Source organism: Nesterenkonia aethiopica (assembly GCF_039534665.1).
Lineage (GTDB): Bacteria > Actinomycetota > Actinomycetes > Actinomycetales > Micrococcaceae > Nesterenkonia > Nesterenkonia aethiopica.
Window position 1 is genome coordinate 27,681 of the sequence record NZ_BAAAVT010000015.1, and the last position, 18,645, is coordinate 46,325.

14 protein-coding genes are annotated in these 18,645 nt (G+C 69.7%); 1 reads left to right on the plus strand and 13 read right to left on the minus strand.

The annotated features are described in order from the left end of the window. Nucleotides 1–13: 13 nt before the first annotated feature. From ABD658_RS11640 to ABD658_RS11675, 8 genes are all read right to left on the minus strand, one after another. A complete protein-coding gene (locus tag ABD658_RS11640; protein WP_344681063.1) occupies nt 14–2,593 on the minus strand; it encodes an HAD-IC family P-type ATPase in 2,580 nt (859 codons plus the stop codon). Nucleotides 2,594–2,725: 132 nt separating this feature from the next. After that, nucleotides 2,726–3,199 carry an Lrp/AsnC family transcriptional regulator gene (locus ABD658_RS11645; RefSeq protein ID WP_070160681.1) on the minus strand — a complete coding sequence of 158 codons (474 nt, stop codon included), beginning with the start codon at nt 3,197–3,199 and terminating at the stop codon, nt 2,726–2,728. Nucleotides 3,200–3,212: 13 nt separating this feature from the next. Then, a complete protein-coding gene (locus tag ABD658_RS11650) occupies nt 3,213–4,055 on the minus strand; it encodes an ABC transporter permease (RefSeq protein ID WP_070160692.1) in 843 nt (280 codons plus the stop codon). Nucleotides 4,056–4,066: 11 nt separating this feature from the next. Continuing rightward, complete coding sequence (locus ABD658_RS11655; protein ID WP_344681057.1) at nt 4,067–5,035, minus strand: ABC transporter permease; 969 nt, start codon at nt 5,033–5,035, stop codon at nt 4,067–4,069. Continuing rightward, nucleotides 5,035–6,165 carry an ABC transporter ATP-binding protein gene (locus ABD658_RS11660; RefSeq protein ID WP_344681055.1) on the minus strand — a complete coding sequence of 377 codons (1,131 nt, stop codon included), beginning with the start codon at nt 6,163–6,165 and terminating at the stop codon, nt 5,035–5,037. The genes ABD658_RS11655 and ABD658_RS11660 overlap by 1 nt, the downstream gene beginning before the upstream one ends. Next, the gene (locus tag ABD658_RS11665) at nt 6,165–7,391 is read right to left on the minus strand and encodes a polyamine ABC transporter substrate-binding protein (RefSeq protein ID WP_344681052.1); all 1,227 of its coding nucleotides are present in this window, start codon (nt 7,389–7,391) and stop codon (nt 6,165–6,167) included. Before ABD658_RS11665 ends, ABD658_RS11660 begins: the two co-directional genes overlap by 1 nt. Before the next feature lie 133 nt (nt 7,392–7,524). Then, complete coding sequence (locus tag ABD658_RS11670; protein ID WP_344681050.1) at nt 7,525–8,946, minus strand: NAD(P)/FAD-dependent oxidoreductase; 1,422 nt, start codon at nt 8,944–8,946, stop codon at nt 7,525–7,527. An 11-nt stretch (nt 8,947–8,957) separates the two neighbouring features. Continuing rightward, a complete protein-coding gene (locus ABD658_RS11675) occupies nt 8,958–10,394 on the minus strand; it encodes a gamma-aminobutyraldehyde dehydrogenase (RefSeq protein ID WP_344681048.1) in 1,437 nt (478 codons plus the stop codon). A 194-nt stretch (nt 10,395–10,588) separates the two neighbouring features. On the opposite strand from ABD658_RS11675, the gene ABD658_RS11680 reads away from it, so the two are divergent. Beyond that, on the plus strand, nt 10,589–12,004 hold the full coding sequence (locus tag ABD658_RS11680; RefSeq protein ID WP_344681046.1) for an aspartate aminotransferase family protein: 1,416 nt from the start codon (nt 10,589–10,591) through the stop codon (nt 12,002–12,004). 129 nt (nt 12,005–12,133) lie between these two features. Here ABD658_RS11680 and ABD658_RS11685 read toward each other — a convergent pair whose 3' ends face one another. The 5 genes from ABD658_RS11685 to ABD658_RS11705 form a co-directional block, all read right to left on the minus strand. Next, on the minus strand, nt 12,134–13,780 hold the full coding sequence (locus ABD658_RS11685; protein WP_344681044.1) for an amidohydrolase: 1,647 nt from the start codon (nt 13,778–13,780) through the stop codon (nt 12,134–12,136). A gap of 78 nt (nt 13,781–13,858) precedes the next feature. Next, entirely contained in the window at nt 13,859–15,373 is a 1,515-nt protein-coding gene (locus ABD658_RS11690; protein WP_344681042.1) for an amidase, read from the minus strand. Then, nucleotides 15,370–16,707: a M20 family metallo-hydrolase gene (locus tag ABD658_RS11695; protein WP_344681040.1), complete on the minus strand. Its 1,338-nt coding sequence runs from the start codon at nt 16,705–16,707 to the stop codon at nt 15,370–15,372. Before ABD658_RS11695 ends, ABD658_RS11690 begins: the two co-directional genes overlap by 4 nt. 32 nt (nt 16,708–16,739) lie before the next feature. After that, nucleotides 16,740–18,311 (minus strand): sodium:solute symporter family protein, encoded by a 1,572-nt coding sequence (locus tag ABD658_RS11700; protein WP_344681038.1) that lies wholly within the window; start codon nt 18,309–18,311, stop codon nt 16,740–16,742. Then, complete coding sequence (locus ABD658_RS11705; protein WP_311025165.1) at nt 18,308–18,586, minus strand: hypothetical protein; 279 nt, start codon at nt 18,584–18,586, stop codon at nt 18,308–18,310. Before ABD658_RS11705 ends, ABD658_RS11700 begins: the two co-directional genes overlap by 4 nt. Between the last annotated feature and the right edge of the window lie 59 nt (nt 18,587–18,645).

Here is an 18,645-nt window from a genome sequence, read left to right on the forward strand (position 1 = left end):
GACTGCCCCCGGCTCACCGACGATCCGGCCGCGCGGCGGCCGGGGCGGGCTCCAGCGGGTCCAGCGGGTCCAGGTCCACCTTCCTGTCATGCCAGCGGTGCCCCAGCTCGATCAGTCCGGAGCCGACCATGGCGGCGACGAAGGCCACCGCCAGCAGCTCCGCGCTGGGCATGGCGAAGAGGTGGTACTGCTGGGAGATCGGCACCAGCAGGGCCGCCGCCAGCAGCAGGTACATGGAGGCCAGCAGGATCATCCGCGGGGTGGTCAGCGGCCGCAGCGCCACGTTGAGCACCCACAGGCCCACCAGGGTCAGGCACAGGGTGGAGGCCGTCTGCACCCCGGCTGCGGGCTCCTGGAAGTGCCGCCCTGCGGCGCTGACGGCGATGACGGCCAGACAGATCGCCACCGACGCCGGGATGGAGAACAGCACGGATCGGCGCAGGAACCCCGGTCGGTACCGCCGGGTGTTGGGCATCAGCGCCAGGAAGAACGCCGGGCAGCCGATCATCAGGAAGTCCACGGTGGAGAACTGGCGCGGCAGGAACGGGAACTGCCAGAACATGAGCCCGAAGAACAGTCCCAGGACGATCGCGTAGGCCGTCTTGGTGAGGAACAGGTGCGCCACCCGCTCGGTGTTGGCGATGACCTTCCGACCTTCGGCCAGCACCTTCGGCAGCCGGTCGAACCGCCCGTCCAGCAGCACCATCCGGGACACCGCCTTCGTGGCAGGAGCCCCGTTTCCCATCGCGATGCCCAGATCCGCGCGCTTCAGGGCCAGCGCATCGTTGATGCCGTCGCCGGTCATCGCCACCACGTGACCGTTGGCCTTCAGCGCCTCCACCATGGTGCGCTTCTGCTCCGGGGAGACCCGGCCGAACACGGCATGGGTGGCCAGCGCCGACCGCATCGCCTCGGGATCCTCCGGCAGCCGGGAGGCGTCCACGCCGTCGCCGTCGACCCGCATCCCCACTTCTCGGGCCACCGCCGAGACGGTGCGCGGCGAGTCCCCGGAGATGACCTTCAGAGCCACGTTCTGCGCGCTGAAGTACTCCAGAGTCGACCGGGCGTCGGAGCGGACGTTCTCCTTGAACGTCAGCAGGGTGACCGGCATGAGCCCGTCCGGCAGTCGCTCGCCTCGTCCCAACGGTCCGCTGGCGCCGTCGAGGATGGGGCCCTCCAGCGGCGCGTGGGCGAGGACCATGGTCCGCAGCCCCTGGGCGGCGGTGGCCTCCGTGTGCCCCAGCAGCCGGTCCACCTCGGCCTGAGGCGCCACATGCGGCGACTGCAGAATGTCGGGGGCGCCGAGGATCCAGTGCCCGGCCAGCTCCCCGGCGTCGTCGGCGAAGGTCACTGCGGACCACCGTCGGGCGGAGGAGAACTGCACCTGGTAGGCGGCGTGATGCCGCGGCTGGGCGGTGAAAGGCACCTGCAGGGCCGCCGCCGTCGGGTTGGCGTGCAGGTCCGCACCGAACCAGGCGAGCACCTGCTGCCACGGCTCGGTCCCCTCCAGCGCGGTGGAGGACGGGTCCCGGTGCTGCACTGCCGGAAGCCCGCGAGAGTCCAAGGGCGCCGCCCCGTGGAAGGCGATGGTGCCGTCGGTCAGCGTGCCGGTCTTGTCCAGGCAGACGACGTCCACCCGGGCCAGGATCTCCACCGCCGGCTGCTCCTGAATGAGGACCTTGTCCTGGGCCAGGCGCAGCGCGGCCACCGCGAAGGCGATGGTGGTCATCAGCGCCAGCCCCTGCGGGATCATCGCCGTCACCGAGGACACGGCGGTGACCATCGCCTCCCGCCACTGGCCGGAGGCCCACGCGTGGCTCCACCCGCCGAAGGCCTGCATCTGCCCGTTGAAGACGATCGCGGTGATGGGCAGCAGCACCAGGGACAGCCAGAATGCGACCTTCTCGAGGGCGCGGCGCAGCTCCGAGTTGATCTTCTGGTAGCGCTTGGCCTCGGTGGCGAGCTTCACGGCATGGGCGTCGTCGCCCACCGCGGAGACCACGAAACGCCCGGTGCCGGCCAGGACCGCGGTGCCGGAGAGGACGATGTCGTCACGGCGCTTCGGCACCGGATCCGACTCGCCGGTGAGCATGGACTCGTCCACGTCCAGTCCGGAGGAGGAGATCACGACGCCGTCGGCGGGCACCTGGTCGCCACGGCGCAGCTCCACGACGTCGTCGAGGACGATCTGTTCCCGGTGGATCTCCACCAGCATCCCGTCACGCAGCACCGTGATGCTGTCCTGGTGCAGCAGCGCGATCGCGTCCAGCTTCCGCTTGGCCGAGTATTCCTGGATGAGCCCGATGACCACGTTGGCGACGGCGGCCACGGCGAACAGCAGGTCCAGCCAGCGGCCCAGGATCACGATGACCAGCGCGCAGACCCCAATGATCAGGTTGAACAGCGTCATCAGGTGGGTGCGCAGGATCTCCGCGATGGAACGGGAGGTGGTGTGCGGCTGGACGTTGGCCAGCTGCAGCCGCTGGCGCTCGGCCACCTGGATGGAGTTCAGCCCCTGGGCCTCCAGCACGGCAGGGTCGACGGCGGACCGGAGCTCCGCAGGCGTGCGGACGTCCGTCTTCTGAGCAGCCACGTGCTCCGTCCTTGTCGGGGGCGAGCGGGGACACCGGGCGCAGGCACGCCCGGCCCCATTCTAGAGGCGCCGCCCCGTTCCGCCCTCAGCCCTGAGGAGGAGACTCTGCCCACAGCTGGCTCCGCGCCCGGCTCAGCGCACACCCCACGTGTAGGTCTGCTTGCGCAGGCTCAGATACATGAACGTCTCCGTGCCGACCACCCCGGGGAGGGTCCGGATGCGCTGCGAGATGATCTCCAACAGGTGGTCGTCGTCCTCGCAGACCACCTCCACCAGCAGGTCGAAGGCCCCGGCGGTGATCACCACGTAGTCGACCTCGTCATAGGCCTCGAGCTCGGCGGCGACCGGTTCCAGCGCACCCTCGACCTTGATGCCGATCATCGCCTGCCGCGGGAACCCCAGCTCCAGCGGGTTGGTGACCGCCACGATCTGGATGACCCCCAGCTCCTGAAGCCGGTGCACGCGGTGCCGGACGGCGGCCTCGGAGAGGCCCACCTCTTTGCCGATGGAGGCGAAGGAGCGGCGGCCGTCCTGCTGCAGCAGCTCGATGATCGCCTTGTTGACGTCGTCGATCTCGGCCGCCCGGTGGTTCCTGTTCTTCACCATGTCCCCCAGCCTTTCACAGCGCCGCCAGCTTCCTGCCCCGCCAGTACCGCCACACCTGGACGCCGACGACCAGCGCGATCGCGCCCAGGAACATGGCCGATCCCAGCACGTTGACCTCGGCCGGGATGCCTCGCCGCGCGGCCACATACGCGTACTGCGGGAAGGTGGTGTAGGCCCCGGAGTTGAAGTTCGCCACGATGAAGTCGTCGAAGCTGATCGCGAAGCTCAGCAGGGCCGCGGCCGCGATGCCGGGGATCAGCAGCGGGAAGGTCACCTTCCAGAACGCGGTGCGCCCCGAGGCATAGAGGTCCGCGGCCGCCTCTTCCAGGGCCGGGTCCAGGGTGGCGATGCGTGCCCGGATGGCCACCACCACGAAGGAGATGCAGAACATGATGTGTGAGAGCACCGTGGTGCCCATCCCCAGCTGGACCCCCAGGTTGAGGAACTGGGACAGCAGCGAGGCGCCCAGCACGACCTCCGGGGTGGCCAGCGGCAGGAAGATCAGCATGTTGGCCGAGCCGGCGAAGCGGAACCGGTAGCGCTCGAGTCCGAAGGCGATCATGGTGCCCAGCACGGTGGCCACCGTGGTGGCGATGACCGCCACCATCAGCGAGTTCCCGAACGCCTCGCACAGCTGGGAGGGGCGGCACGGGTCCTGCCAGTTGGCCAGGGTGAAGCCGCGCCAGGTCAGGTTGGTCCGGCCGGCGTCGTTGAACGAGAACACGAAGATGTAGGCGATCGGGACCAGCAGGTAGAGGAACGCCAGCCCACCGACGACCGGTACGAACCACCGGCCGGCGTCGAACCGGCGTCGGGGCGTGGGCGCGGCGTGACGGGTGGCCGGATCCGTGCTCATGATCTCTCCCCTCATACGATCTCCTTCGTCCCGAAGCGGCGCACGTAGAGCGTGACGAGGATCAGGATGATGGCCATCAGCACCGCGGACAGGGCGGCGGCCGAAGGATAGTCGGTCGCGTGGAAGAACCGGGAGTCGATGATCTGACCCACAGTGGTGGTGTCCACGTTGTTGCCCAGCATGACCGCGTTGACGTAGTCGCCGGAGGCCGGGATGAACGTCAGGATGGTCCCCGCCATCACCCCGGGTGTGGACAGCGGCAGCGTGACCCGCAGGAACGTCTGGAGCCCTCCCGCGTAGAGGTCCCCGCCGACCTCGATGAGCCGGGTGTCCAGCCGCTCCAGGTTGGCGTAGATGGGCAGCGTCATCAGCGGCAGGTACAGGTAGGTCATGCCGGCGACGACGGCGAGCGCGGTCGCGGTGAGCCGCCCGTCCTGGGGCAGCACGGAGATCGCCTTGAGGAACCCGACCACCCAGCTCTCGTCGGAGAGGATGAACCGCCAGGACTGCACGCGCAGGATGAAGCTGGAGAAGAACGGGGCGATGATGACCACCAGCAGCAGCCCCTGCAGCAGGTGCCGGCCGCGCAGCCGCACCGCCACCAGGTAGGCCATGGGGTAGCCGATGCACAGGGCTGCCACGGTGGCGACGGTGGCGAACAGGAACGACCGCACGAAGGTGTCCCCGTAGGTGGTCATCACGTGCGCATAGGTGGCGATGTTGAACCCGGGCACGAACTCTCCCGGCACGGCGCCCTCGGGACGCACGTAGAGGGACATCGCCAGCATGGAGAACACCGGCACCACGAAGAACAGCGTGATGAAGGCGAACCCGGGGATGACCAGGAGCATGCCGAGCCGCCCGCGGGCGCGCCAGGTGCGGCGCTCCTCGGCGGACTGCTCAGGCAGCGGGGGCGGCGCCACGTGCTCCTGCGGGGTGGTGAGCTCCTCGGCGGCGCCGGGGGTCGTGTTCACGGCCATCACAGCTCCTCGACGCCGGCCTCGGTGTCGGAGCCGCCGGCCAGTCCGAACAGGTTGGCGTCCTCCCACCACAGGTCGACCTCGGTGCCGGGGCCGATGACCTCGGTGCGCAGATTCTGGGAGAACACGGTCAGGCTCCCCGCCCCGGGGACCTCCACCTCGTATTCGGTGGAGACCCCGGTGTAGGCGACGTCGCGCACGCGTCCTCCGGTGACGCGGGTCCAGTCGGCCTGGGCGTCGGCGGGCCGGCGCCCGGCGCGGGTGAGGACGATCTTCTCCGGGCGGATGCCGACGACGATCCGGCCCTGCTGCTGCACGGTCCTCTCAGCGGCGAGCCGACAGGTGGTCTCGCCGAACTGCACGGTGAGCCCCTGGGACCCCGCGGCGTCGACCACCTCGGCCTCGAAGAGATTGGACTTGCCCAGGAAGTTCGCCACGAAGGCGGTGCGCGGCAGGTCGTAGAGCTCTCCGGGTGGACCGATCTGTTCGATGCGGCCGGCGTTCATCACGGCCACGGTGTCGGCCATGGTCAGGGCCTCCTCCTGGTCGTGGGTGACGTGGATGAAGGTGATGCCGACCTCCTGCTGGATCTGCTTCAGCTCGGCCTGCATCTGGCGGCGCAGCTTCATGTCCAGCGCGCCGAGCGGCTCGTCCAGCAGCAGCACGTGGGGCTCATTGACCACGGCGCGGGCCAGGGCGACCCGCTGCTGCTGGCCGCCGGAGAGCTGGGCGGGGCGACGCTGGGCCAGATGCCCCAGCTCCACGAGGTCCAGCACCTTCGCCGCGCGGCCGAGGGCGTCGGGCACCTTGCGGCGCCGGAGACCGAAGGCCACGTTCTCCAGGACGCTGAGATGGGGGAACAGGGCGTAACTCTGGAAGACGGTGTTGACCTCCCGCTGGTGGGCCTTGGTACCGGTGACGTCGTCGTCGCCGATGAGGATCCGTCCCCGGGTGGGGTGCTCCAGGCCGGCGACCATCCGCAGCGTGGTGGACTTGCCGCAGCCGCTGGGTCCCAGCAGCGCGAAGAAGCTGCCCGCCGGGACGTGGAGGTCGAGGTCGTCGACGGCGGTGAATCCGCTGAACAGCTTGGTGATGCCTCGCAGGGCGAGGTCCTTGCCGGTGGCAGACATCAGTTCCCGATCACCGCCTGGAACCGGTCGGTGAACTCGGCCTCCTCCTCGGCGTCCATGCTGCGAATGGTGTGCAGGTCCGCCTGCATCTCCTCGGTGGGGAAGATCATCGGGTCCTCGGCGAGCTCCGGGTCGATCTCCTCCATGGCCTCCTGGGCTCCCTGGACGGGGCACACGTAGTTGACGTAGGCGGCGACCTCGGCCGCGACGTCGGGCTGCAGGTAGAAGTCCATGAGCCGTTCGGCGTTCGTCTGGTGCTCCGCGCCGTGGGGGATCAGCAGATTGTCGGACCACAGGGCCCCGCCGGCCTCGGGGAGGGCGAACTCCCAACGGTCCCCCTCTTCGAGGTTCAGCTGGGTGATGTCGCCGGACCAGGCCATCACGGCCAGGGCGTCCCCGGAGACGAGGTCCTCCATGTAGGCGTTGCCCCGGACCTGCCGGATCTGCCCATTGGAGATGCTCTCCTCCAGCAGCTCCAGAGCGGACTCGAAGTCGTCGCTGTTGAAGGAGGTGACGTCCGCACCCTGGTCGAGCATGATCAGGGCCAGGGTGTCCCGCCATTCGTCCAGGACCACCACCCGGCCGCGCAGGTCCGGGTCGGTGAACAGCTGGGTGACCGAGTGGACGCCGTCGGGCACGGACTCCTTGTTCCAGGCCAGCCCGGTCATGCCGGACTGCCAGGTCACCGAATGGCGACGGTCCGGGTCGAAGCCGACATCGCGCAGGCCGGGCAGCAGGTTGTCCAGGTGGGGGATGTTCTCATGGTTCAGCTCGCGGACCTGGCCGGCGGCGATGAGGCGAGCGGCCATCCAGTCGGTGAAGGTGACGATGTCCTGGCCGAAGCCCTGCCCCTGGCGGAGCTGGTTCTGCACGGTGCCGTAGTAGCTCTCGTTGCCGTCGATGTCCTCCGCGTAGGTGACGCTGATCCCGGTCTCCTCCTGGAACCGTTCCAGGGTCGGGTAGGTGCCGGCGCCGCTGTCATAGTCCAGGTAGAGGCTCCAGTTGGCCCAGAACAGCGCCATCGACTCGTCGGAGAGGTCCTCGGCCGGACCCTCCTCCGCGCCGGGGGTTCCGCCGGTGCCGCAGGCGCTGAGTGCCCCGAGCAGTCCTGCCGCGCCGGCGCCCATCATCAGTCGGCGGCGGGAGACGCGGCGACCCGCCAGCTGGGAGCGGACCAGCGAGCGGATCATGGGGTCCTGGGGAAGGGAGTCGGGGGTGCGGGTCATGGGGTCCTCCTCGGTGCCGGTGAAGCGGTGTTGGCGGTGGTGCGGTGTTGGCGGTGGTGCGGGTGCTGGACGAGTAAGTGCGTGCTGCGAGTGGTCGGTGGGCTGCGGGTGGTGGCTGCGGGTCTGCTCCCCCTCAGGAGTCGAATCCGAGTCCGAGCCGGTCCAGGGTGCGGAGCCAGAGGTTGCGCCGCCCGGTCGCGTCCTCCCGGGCACGGGCCCAGGTGGTGATCATGATCCCCAGCCAGGCGAAGGGTTCCGGTGGGAAGGGCGGAGGGCGCTTCCGGACCATCTCCAGCCGGGTGCGTGCGGTGTCCAGGCCCTGCAGCCGGTCCAGCATGACGTCGGCGGCGAAGCGGGAGGCTCCCACCCCGAGGCCCGTGAACCCGGTCGCGTAGACGGTGCGACCCCCGTGGGCCTGGCCGAACAGGGCGCAGAACTGAGTGGAGGTGTCGATGACCCCGGCCCAGCGGTGGGTGAATCGGATGCCCTCCAGCTGGGGGAAGGTCGCCGCGAAGTGGTCGGCGAGCCGCTGGAAGGTCTGCGGCCTGTCCAGGTGCTCCTCCCGGATGGAGCGGCCGAAATGGTAGACGACGTCGTATCCTCCCCACAGGATCCTCCGGTCCGGGGTGATCCGGTAGTAGTGGAACTGGTTGCCGGCGTCGGCCACGCCGACGGCGGGGTCCCAGCCGAGGGCGGCCAGCTGTTCCTCGGTGAGCGGCTCCGTGGCGAGCACATAGTCGTAGACGGGCACGGTCTCCCAGCGGGCGCGCAGATGCCGCCAGGAGCGGCCCAGCGGGTTCGGGAAGGCGTTGGTGGCCAGCACCACCTGCTCGGCGGTGACCACCGCGGTGCCGTGAGGAGTCTGGAGCCGGACCTGGACGCCGTCGCCGCCGGGGAGCTGCCGCAGCTGCGTGACGCGGCTGCGCTCGGCGATCCGCACCCCGAGACGTTCGGCGGTCTCGGCCAGGCCCCAGGCCAGGCGGGCGGGATCGACGACGGCGGTGCCGCGCGCGTCGTGCCGTCCCGCCAGGTAGGTGGGCGAGTCCAGGTGGGCGCGCACCGCCTCGGCGTCGAGGAACCCGGGGTCCTCCGGAGCGAGGGAGGCGACCTCATGGGGGCGGGTGGCCACGGTGAGCGACCCGCCGCGTGCGAAGCCGCAGTCGATGCCGTACCGGGCGATCGTCTCCTCGATCTCGTCGAGGTTGCGCAGCCCCAGGCGTTCGAGGGCTTCGTACTCCTGCGGCCAGCGGCTGCGGCCGTTCTCCTCCCCATGGGTCAGGCTGGCCTCGCAGAAACCGCCGTTGCGTCCGGTGGCCTGCTCGGCGAGTCTGTCCGCCTCCACCAGCAGCACCCGGGTGCCCGGTGAACGCTCGACGGCGCGCAGGGCAGTCCACAGTCCGGTGAACCCGCCGCCGACCACCAGCAGGTCCGCTTGCTCCTCGTCCTTGACGGGAGGCCGTGCGGCGGGGCGGTCCGGGGTGTCCAGCCACAGCGGGACCGGGCGCGCGCCCTGGAGCGCGCGCCGCCCCCAGCCAGTGGTCGTCGTGGTTTCCATGGCGCTCCGTCCTACTCGCCGTCTCCGATGAAGCTCATGACGTGCTTGATGCGGGTGTAGTCCTCGAGGCCGTACAGGGAGAGGTCCTTGCCGTAGCCGGAGTGCTTGAAGCCGCCGTGCGGCATCTCCGAGAGGTAGGGGATGTGGGTGTTGATCCACACGCAGCCGAAGTCCAGCTCCTTGGCGGCCCGCATCGCCCGACCGTGGTCGGTGGTCCACACGCTGGAGGCCAGCCCGTACTTCACGTCGTTCGCCATCGTGAGGGCCTCGGCCTCGGAGGAGAAGGTCTGCACGGTGATGACGGGGCCGAAGATCTCCTCCTGGATGAGCTCGTCGTCCTGGGCGAGCCCGTCCAGGATCGTGGGGGCGTAGAAGTAGCCGCTCTCCCCCACCCGGTGCCCGCCGGTGATCAGCTGCACGTGCTCCGGACGCGCGTCGACCTTCGCGGTGACCGTGGCCAGCTGGTCCGCGTTGTTCAGCGGGCAGACGTCGGCCTCATCGTCGGGGCCGCCCAGCGTGGTGCTCTCGGCCTGTGCCTTCAGCGCGGTGAGGAACTCGTCGTGGACGGACTCGTGGACGAGCACACGGGTCGCCGCCGTGCAGTCCTGGCCGGCGTTGAAGTACCCGGCCGCCGCGATGCCCTCGGCGGCGGAGGCGAGGTCGGCGTCGTCATGGACGATCACCGGGGCCTTGCCGCCGAGCTCCAGATGCACCTTCTTCAGGTCCTGGGAGGCCGCCTGCGCCACCTGCATGCCCGCGCGCACCGACCCGGTGATGGCGACCATCTCGGGCACCGGGTGCGCGACCAGGGCACGGCCGGTGTCGCGGTCCCCGCAGATCACGTTGAACACTCCCGGCGGGAGGATCTGTGCGCAGAGCTCGGCGAACAGCGTGGAGGTGGCCGGCGTGGTGTCGCTGGGCTTGAGCACGATCGTGTTGCCGGCGGCCAGGGCGGGGGCGACCTTCCAGATCAGCATGGGCAGCGGGTAGTTCCACGGGGTGACCTGGCCGACGACGCCGATCGGCTCCCGGCGCACGAAGGAGGTGTGGTCCTCCATGTACTCGGCCGCCGCCTTGCCCTCCAGCAGGCGGCCGGCGCCGGCGAAGAAGCGGAAATGGTCGATGTTGACCGGCATCTCCTCGGAGGCGGTGAGGTGACGGGGCTTGCCGGTGTCCTGGCATTCGGCATCGACGAACTCGTCGAAGCGCGCCTCCAACGCGTCGGCGATCTTCAGCAGCGCCTCGCCACGTTCCTTCGGAGTTGTCCGCTTCCAGCTCTCGAAGGCCCGGGCCGCCGCGGCGAAGGCCGCGTCGACGTCGTCGGCTCCGGAGAGCGGCGCCCGGGCGTAGACCTCGCCCGTGTGGGGGGCGATGACGTCATAGGTCGCCCCGGTGACCGCAGGCACGGTCTGGCCGTCGATCACGTTGAAGAACTCCGTCAGTGCCATCCGTGGTCTCCTATCTCCTGCTCGGCTCCGTGCGAGCCGCGCGTCTGATGTGATCCAGGTCACTTCGACCTACGCTACAGGGAATGTACGGATCAAGCCAAGCATCGGCTTGTGAACAACTGATTTCGTCGCTGATACAGATAATGTTCGCTGATTCTCTTGAATCCGAGGGTGACCCGGGGCACCATGGGTCCATGACTGAACGAGCCCTCCCCCCGGAGGAGGCCTCCCGCCTCCAGTCCGCGGCCACCCAGCACCTGTGGATGCACTTCACCCGGCACGGCGACCTTCCCGAGACCGGCGTGCCGATCATGACGCGCGGAGAGGGCGTCCACCTGTGGGATGCCGACGGGAAGCGCTACATCGACGGGCTCGCCGGCCTCTTCACCTCCCAGCTGGGCCACGGCCGGCGGGATCTCGCCGAGGCGGCCGCGCAGCAGATGGGGACCTTGGAGTTCATGCCGCTGTGGTCCTATGCGCATCCGCCCGCCATCGAGCTGGCCGAACGGCTCGCCGGTCTCACACCCGGGGACCTGGACCGCGTGTTCTTCACCAACAGCGGCAGCGAGGCCGTGGAGACCGCCTGGAAGCTGGCCAAGAACTACTTCCGGCTGACGGGACGCCCCGGCAAGCACAAGGTCATCAGCCGGACCACCGCCTATCACGGCACCACCCACGGAGCACTGTCCATCACAGGGCTCGCCGGACTGAAGCAGCCGTTCGAGCCCCTGGTGCCCAGCACGGTGCACGTCAGCAACACCAACGCCTACCGGGCCTCCGAGCTGACCGCCGGAGCCCTGGAGGTCACCGATGAGCAGAGCCTGGAGCGCTTCGGCCGATGGGCGGCCGACCAGATCGGCCTGGCCATCGAGGCGGAGGGTGCGGACTCGGTGGCCGCCGTGTTCCTGGAGCCCGTGCAGAACGCCGGCGGCTGCTTCCCACCCCCACCCGGATACTTCCAGCGGGTCCGCGAGATCTGCGACGAGCACGACGTGCTGCTGGTCTCCGACGAGGTCATCTGCGCCTTCGGCCGGCTGGGCCACATGTTCGGCGCCGAACACTTCGACTACCAGCCGGACATGATCACCACCGCCAAGGGCATCACCTCCGGCTACGCGCCCCTGGGAGCCGTGCTCGCCTCGGAGCGACTCATGGAGCCCTTCCTGCAGTCCGGGGCCATGTTCGGCCACGGCTACACCTTCGGCGGCCACCCGGCCTCCACCGCCGTCGGGGTGAAGAACCTGGAGATCTTCGAGTCCGAGGGCGTCCTCGAGCATGTGCAGCAGCACGCCGGCACCTTCCGCAGCACCCTGGAGCGGCTGCTCGACCTGCCGATCGTCGGCGATGTCCGCGGCGAGGGCTACTTCTACGGGATCGAGCTGGTCAAGGACAAGACCACCCGGGCCAGCTTCAGCGCCGAGGAGTCCGAGCGCATCCTCTTCGGCTTCATCTCCAAGAAGCTCTTCGAGGAAGGCCTCTACTGCCGGGCTGACGACCGCGGCGACCCCGTCATCCAGCTCAGCCCGCCGCTGATCGCCGGCCCGGAGGACTTCGAGGAGATCGAACAGATCCTGCGTCACGTGCTCAGCGAGGCCTGGACGCTGCTCTGACCAGCGGGCCGTGCCGCGCCGCCGCCGTCGCGTGCTGCCCCCGTCCCCCGCGCATCTGCACCATCAGATCACGTCTGCACACCCATATCTGGTGAGGCAGACGTGATCTGGTGGTGCAGAACCTGACGCTCAGCCGACGGTGACCTGCCCGCCGAGCAGCGTGCACCGCACCGGGAGCTCCGGAAGGTCGTCCGGGTCCGCGGTGATCGGGTCCTCCTCCCAGAGAGCCAGGTCGGCGACCGCACCCGGTGCGACGACGCCGAGGTCCTCCCGGCCGAGCGCCTCGGCCGCCCAGCGGGTGTACCCCAGCAGCGCCTCGGCCGCGCTGAGCCGCTGCTCCGGCTCGAACACCGGCGCCGTCGGGTCACCGGGGGTCCGTCGCAGCTGCGCCCAGGCCATGCCGAGCCGGGCGTCCAGCTGAGCCACCGGCCAGTCGGACCCGAGCGCAAGGCGGCCTCCGGCGTCGAGGACGTCCCGGGTCCGGTAGGCGTGCCCGGCACGCTCCGGGCCCAGCCGGGCCGCGAAGGAGTCGGAATGGTCCGCCTCGCGCCACTGCATATGCAGCGGCTGCATGGAGGCGACCGCACCCGAGGCGGCCAGCGCCGCGACATCGTCATCGGTCAGGGTCTCCAGATGCTCGATGCGGTGCGGTGCCCCGTGAAGGGAGTGCGCTGGGCCGGACGCCCCCTCCAGGGTGCGGTACACCTGCAGCGCGTGCGCGACGCCGGCGTCGCCGCAGGAATGAGTGGCCAGCTGGAATCCCGCGTCATGGTAGGCCCGGCACACCTGGTCGTAGCGCGGCACCGAATGCCAGAACGGGCGGGTCGAGTCGCCTGCGGCGTCGGGTTCGTGGAGCCAGGCGGTGCCGGCGTCGATGACGCCGTCGAGGAACATCTTGATCAGGGAGACCTGGAACCGGGGTCCCCCGGGATGCTCGGCCCCAGCGTCGCCGAGGCGCAGGATCCGGTCCGCGACGGCGGCATCGTCGTCTCCCGGCTGGTGCCACAGCGCGATGTGGAGACGAACGGGCAGACCCCCGGGCAGCGCCTCCACCTCCTCCAGCGTGCTCAGCGTGGAATCGCGGCCGTCCATGACCACCGCACTGGTCACCCCGGAGGCCGCACTCTGAGCCAGGATCCGCCACACCCGGACCGCGACCTCCTCGCCGCCGCCCGGGGGTGCGGCGTCCAGCACCGCCATGAAGGCGGGGATCTCCCGCAGCTCTCCGGTGGGGCGCCCGTCCGGACCGCGGACGATCTCGCTGGCGTCGGAGAAGACGTGGTCGACGTCGAGCCCCGCCGCGTCCAGAGCCGGCTGGTTGGCAAGGCCCGTGTGGAGGTCGTAGAAGATCAGGGCCAATGGGTGCCCGGCGGCGGCCTCATCGAGGAGGTCGCCGCGGATCCCATGCCCGTCGAAGGCCTTGTAGTCCAGGTTCCAGCCGCGGATCCAGCCTCCGGGCGGCAGCTCGGCTGCCGCGGCGGCGACGGCCCGGCGGACCTGCGCCAGCTCGGTCAGCCCGTCGAGATCCAGTCCGACCGCCAGCTCTGCACCCCAGACCGGGTGCATATGGGAGTCGATCAGCCCGGGAGTGAGCACGGCCCCGGCGGCGTCGATGATCTCCGTGCCCGGGCCGGCCAGTGCACGGATCTCCTCATCGGTGCCGAGATGCGTGATCCGGCCGTCGGCGACGGCGAGCGCGGTCTCGGCCGCTTCGGCCGCACCATGCTGGGACGTCATGGGCCGGATACGGGCTCCGGTGATGATGGTGTCCACCATGAAGAGGTCTCCTGTCAGGTGGGTGCTCCGGTGCGGGTCAGCAGGTCGGGTCAGCAGGGGTGGGTCAGGCGGTATGAGTCAGACGTCGTCGGGTGCGGGCGGCCGCCAGTGCCGCCAGGGCCGGATCTGCTCGAACCGCGCGGCGACGTCGAACACCGTGCTCTCGTCGTAGGGATGCCCGACGATCTGCAGACCGACCGGCACTCCCCGGGCCACGCCCGCCGGGACCGACAGCACCGGGCACCTGTTCGCCACGTTGAACGGGACGGTCATATGGGCCTCCCAGTAATGCTCCACATGCCGGTCTCCCCCGGAGGCCACATCGGGAACGGTCAACCCGTCCAGACACCGGGCCTCCGCGGGGAGCGCCAGCACGGCGGAGGTCGGGGTGACGAGCACATCGGCTCCTTCCATGACCGTGGCCAGCTGGGCCTGCATGGCGGCTTCCCGTTCGAGCGTCTCGAACAGCGAGAGCCGGCGGGCGTGGGCCCGAGCATCGGCGATGAACCGCAGCGTGTAGTCCTCCGCCGTCTCCTCGCGGCCGGCGAGCAGTCGACTCATACCCTCGGCGAGGATGTGACCGAAGTGCGCCATCGTGGTCTCACGGATCTCCGACGTCATCCACGGCGGCGACACCTCGACGATCTCCGCCCCGGCCTGCTCCATGGCGAGGACAGCCGCGTCGACCTGCTCACGGACCGAGCGCTGCACGGGGTAGTCGCCCAACGCCGCGCTGTAGGCGATGCGGCGTCCCCGCAGATCGTCCGGCGCCCGGTCAGCGTCGGCTGACGGCACGGCCTGCGTGGGCACGGTGGCGTGGTCGGCGGGATGGACCCCGCGGATGACTTCGGTGAGCAGGGCGACGTCCCCCACGGTCCGTCCCATGGCCCCGTCACCGCGGTACCAGTCGGCGGCGAAGGGTCCGACGCCCGGCACAGAGCCATAGGGCCCCTTATAGCCGACCACTCCGGTGAACGACGCCGGCAGCCGGGTGGACCCGGCGATGTCCGAGGCGGTGGCCAGCGGGGTCAGGCCCGCAGCGAGGGCGGCCGCGGCCCCGCCGGAGGATCCTCCGGGGCTCAGCGACCTGTCCCAGGGGTTGCGGGTCACACCCCACAGCCGCGTGTGGGTGAAGGTCGCACAGGAGAACTCCGGGGAGGTGGTCCTCGCGTGGATGACCCCGCCGTGACGGCGCAGCCGCTGCACCACGGGATGGTCCTCGCCCGCGATCTCGTCGGCGTAGGCGGCCATGCCCTGGCTCAGGGTCCGTCCGGCGAGCGCATGCTTCTCCTTGGTCGCCACGGGCAGGCCCACGAGCCGTCTCCCGTCCCCTTCGGCTGTCCCGCTCCCCGCGGCATAGTGGTCATCCGCCGCCCTGGCCTCACGGCGCGCCTGATCCCGCAGGACCTCGGTGAACGCGTTCACCGGCGGCTCGGCCTCCGCGTCGGCATCGATGCGTTCCAGCAGCTGCTCCAGATACTCGGAGGGGGCGAGGTCCCGTCGGGCGAAACGGCGGAGCACCTCCCGCGCGGACAGGTGGGCCAGATCGTCGCTGCGACCGTCGGCCTGCGAGGCCATGGCTTCCGCCGTCATGCCTCCTCCGCCTCCTGGAGCCGGCCTCCTGGCGCGACGCCGTCCAGTTCCCCCGTCACCAGACGCGTCACCAGCGCGGTGAGCACCTCCAGGCCGGTGACCAGATCCGCGTCGGAGGTGAACTCGCGCTCGCAGTGTGAGACGCCGTCCGCCGACGGGACGAAGAGCATCACGGCAGGCACGATGCGGTTCATCGGTATGGAGTCGTGGCCTGCCAAGGTCGTGAGCCTCAGGGACTCCACCCCGACGTCGCGGCAGGCCTTGGCGGCCAGATCGAGCCCCGCCTCGGGGAACGTCTGGACGGGCCGGACGTCGAAGTCCTCCGCGCTGATCTCCACGCGACTGCGCGCGGCGATGTCCGCGAACTCCTTCAGCAGCAGTTCGCGCGCCCGCTCCACGTCCTGGCGGCGGTCCGCGCGCAGGTCTACGACGAGGTCCACCTGGCGGGGCACCACGATCGGTGAGTTCGGCTCGACGTCGAACTTCCCCACTGAGGTGACGATGGACTCCGGCTCGAAGTGCCGGACCACGTCCTCCACGGCGATCACCGCCCGCGACGCCGCCACCAGGGCGTCACGGCGGTCGGCCATCAGCGTGGCGCCGGTGTGGGACTGCTCCCCGACCACGCTGACGAGGAGCTTCTGCGTGTGCCAGCTCCGCTCGACGATCCCGATGGGCACCTCGGCCCGTTCCAGCCGGCGTCCCTGTTCGATGTGGATCTCTGCGTAGGCGGCGGCCTGCGGCCCCGGCCCGTCCCCTCGGCGACCGATGGACTGCAACGCCTCCTCCACCGTGACGCCCTGCGGATCCCGGGTCTGGCGCGTCTGGTCGGCGTCCAGCAGGCCCGCATACACGGAGCTGCCCATGATCGACGGCGGGAAGCGGGCACCCTCCTCGTTGAACCAGTCCACCACCGCCACGTTGACCTGCGGCATCAGGGTTCCGGCGGCGACCGCGGCGTCCAGTGCGGCCGCCGCATGGAGCGCGGCCACAACCCCGTAGGTGCCGTCGAAACGACCGCCGAGGGGCTGGCTGTCCAGATGGGAGCCGACCACCACGCTAGGGGCGCCCTCCACCCACCGGCTCACGGCGAAGATGTTGCCGATCTCATCGGTGGTCACTGTGAAGCCGAGCTCCTCGGCGCGGTCCTCGAACCAGTCCCGCACCTGTCCGTGCTCCGCTGTGCCGGCCTGGCGGTCGATGCCTCCGGCCTCGGTGGCGCCGAACCTCGTCGTGTGGTGGAAGTCCCGCAGGAACATCTCGCGGTCCGGGCCCCATGCGTCTCCGTCCGCGCGGTGCGGCGCGGACCCGGAGCTCGTGCTCTGCTCGGTCATACTGATTCTCCTCGTCTGTGATGCTCGTGCCCTCAGCGCCGGTCCGCCTGCGCCTGACCCGTCTGCTCCTGGCCCGTCTGCTCCCGGCCCGTCTGCTCCCGGCCCGTCTGCTCCTGGTCCTCCGAGTCCCAGAGCTCCTTCCGGAAGTCCCGGGTCCGCGCCCGGAACGTCGCCATGATCCCCGGCTCCCGCGGGCGGGTCACCAGACTCACCGCGATGAACACGACGATGTTCAGCAGCAGCGCCAGCAGTCCCCCGCCGCCGGCGGCGAAGGGTCCGGGCAGCACCTCCGGCACCGCCGTGAACAGGACGACGCCGCCGACGCCGACCACCAGCCCCGCCGTCGCGCCGGCCACGCTGGCCCGCGACCAGAACAGGGCTCCCAGGGTGGGGACGATGACCTGGGCCAGGCCGGCGAAGGCGACCAGGCCGATCGTGACCAGCAGACCCGGGATGTACAGCGTCATCACGTAGGCGACGGCAGAGAACACCAGGATCGCCCAGCGACCGACCCACACCCGCTTGTTCTCCGTGAGGTTCTTCTGCACGTACTTCTCATGGAAGTCCACGGTGTAGCTGGCGGCCATGGCGTGGACCTGGGAGTTCGCCGTCGACATCGCCGCAGCGGCACCGCAGGCGATCAGCACCAGCGCCAGCACGATCGGCGCATAGTCCAGCAGCATGCGTGGCAGCACCTGATCGGCCGCCTCCACGTCCGGGTCCAGGACCACCGCGGCATTGCCGATCAGCATGGAGCCGACATAGCTGATCGCCGCGACAGCGAGCAGGAACGGCATCAGGTCGAACAGCCGGGGCGACCGTGTCGCATACATGCGAGTCCACATCTGCGGCCCCATGAAGGCGCCGATGGGTGTGATGACGAACATCGCGATCCACGCCATCCATGCGCCGTCGGCAAGGATCAGGTTCTCCGGCTGGATCTGCTCGATCTCGTCGAACATGGTGCCCATGCCGCCCACCTCGCCGACCAGGAAGATCCCGGCGGTGATCATGCCGGTGAAGAGCAGGACGCCGTAGAAGATGTCGGTCCAGGCGACCGCGCGCAGGCCGCCGGACCAGACGTAGATGATGATGACCAGGTAGAACAGCAGCCCGGCCAGCCAGAACGGCAGAACCCCGTTCGAGGCGACCTCCATCAGATACGCCCCGCCGGTGAGCTGGATCTGGAGATGCGGCAGCGTGAAGACCAGCAGGATGACCGCGATGAAGGTGCCCAGCTTCCGGGAGCCGTAGAGGTCCACGAAGAAGTCCCGCGGGGTGACGTAGCGGCCCCGCTTGCCGTGGAACCAGATGCGCTTGCCCACGAGGTAGTACATGACCCCGAAGAAGATGTTCCAGGCGATGGCGGTCCAGTAGAGGGGCCCGTCCAGGTAGAAGCTCGCGTTGGAGCCGAGGAAGGCGAAGGCGCTCCACCATGTGGCCGCCACGGTGAAGAAGACCGCGATGGAGCCCATGCCGCGGCCTTGGATGAAGAAGTCCTCCGCGGTGGCCGCAGCCTTCCGTGAGGCCAGCCCGCCCATGATCAGGGGGATCAGCAGGAAGCTGCCGATCACCAGAAGTCCGACGATCTCGGTGGTGGTCATGCGTGCTCTCCTCCGTCCGCGCCGGACTCAGGGGCGGCATCGTCGACGTCTGCCCTCCTCCGGCCCCAATGGGTGCGGTAGCCGATGAACAGGACCACACACATCAGGGCCCAGACGATGATCGTGAATCCATAGATGAACGGCATCCCGAAGATCCTCGGCTCGGCGACGTCATGGAAGAAGAGCACACCGGGGAACTCCATGACGGCGAATCCGAGGATGACGCAGGTCCAGAGGATCACCGCAGTTCGTGTAGGTCTTCTCTGCCAGGTCATGCACACCTCTCCTCGTCCTCGACCTCGCTGTTTCGTCAGGTTCATTCTCTGCTTCAGAC

Bases quoted from the DNA above. Each gene is read 5' to 3' on its own strand.
- ABD658_RS11645 (WP_070160681.1), bottom strand. From the start codon at position 3,199: ATGGTGAAGAACAGGAACCACCGGGCGGCCGAGATCGACGACGTCAAC.
- ABD658_RS11705 (WP_311025165.1), bottom strand. From the start codon at position 18,586: ATGACCTGGCAGAGAAGACCTACACGAACTGCGGTGATCCTCTGGACC.
- ABD658_RS11690 (WP_344681042.1), bottom strand. From the start codon at position 15,373: ATGACGGCGGAAGCCATGGCCTCGCAGGCCGACGGTCGCAGCGACGAT.
- ABD658_RS11700 (WP_344681038.1), bottom strand. From the start codon at position 18,311: ATGACCACCACCGAGATCGTCGGACTTCTGGTGATCGGCAGCTTCCTG.
- ABD658_RS11680 (WP_344681046.1), top strand. From the start codon at position 10,589: ATGACTGAACGAGCCCTCCCCCCGGAGGAGGCCTCCCGCCTCCAGTCC.
- ABD658_RS11650 (WP_070160692.1), bottom strand. From the start codon at position 4,055: ATGAGCACGGATCCGGCCACCCGTCACGCCGCGCCCACGCCCCGACGC.
- ABD658_RS11675 (WP_344681048.1), bottom strand. From the start codon at position 10,394: ATGGCACTGACGGAGTTCTTCAACGTGATCGACGGCCAGACCGTGCCT.
- ABD658_RS11670 (WP_344681050.1), bottom strand. From the start codon at position 8,946: ATGGAAACCACGACGACCACTGGCTGGGGGCGGCGCGCGCTCCAGGGC.
- ABD658_RS11695 (WP_344681040.1), bottom strand. From the start codon at position 16,707: ATGACCGAGCAGAGCACGAGCTCCGGGTCCGCGCCGCACCGCGCGGAC.
- ABD658_RS11655 (WP_344681057.1), bottom strand. From the start codon at position 5,035: ATGGCCGTGAACACGACCCCCGGCGCCGCCGAGGAGCTCACCACCCCG.
- ABD658_RS11665 (WP_344681052.1), bottom strand. From the start codon at position 7,391: ATGACCCGCACCCCCGACTCCCTTCCCCAGGACCCCATGATCCGCTCG.
- ABD658_RS11685 (WP_344681044.1), bottom strand. From the start codon at position 13,780: ATGGTGGACACCATCATCACCGGAGCCCGTATCCGGCCCATGACGTCC.
- ABD658_RS11660 (WP_344681055.1), bottom strand. From the start codon at position 6,165: ATGTCTGCCACCGGCAAGGACCTCGCCCTGCGAGGCATCACCAAGCTG.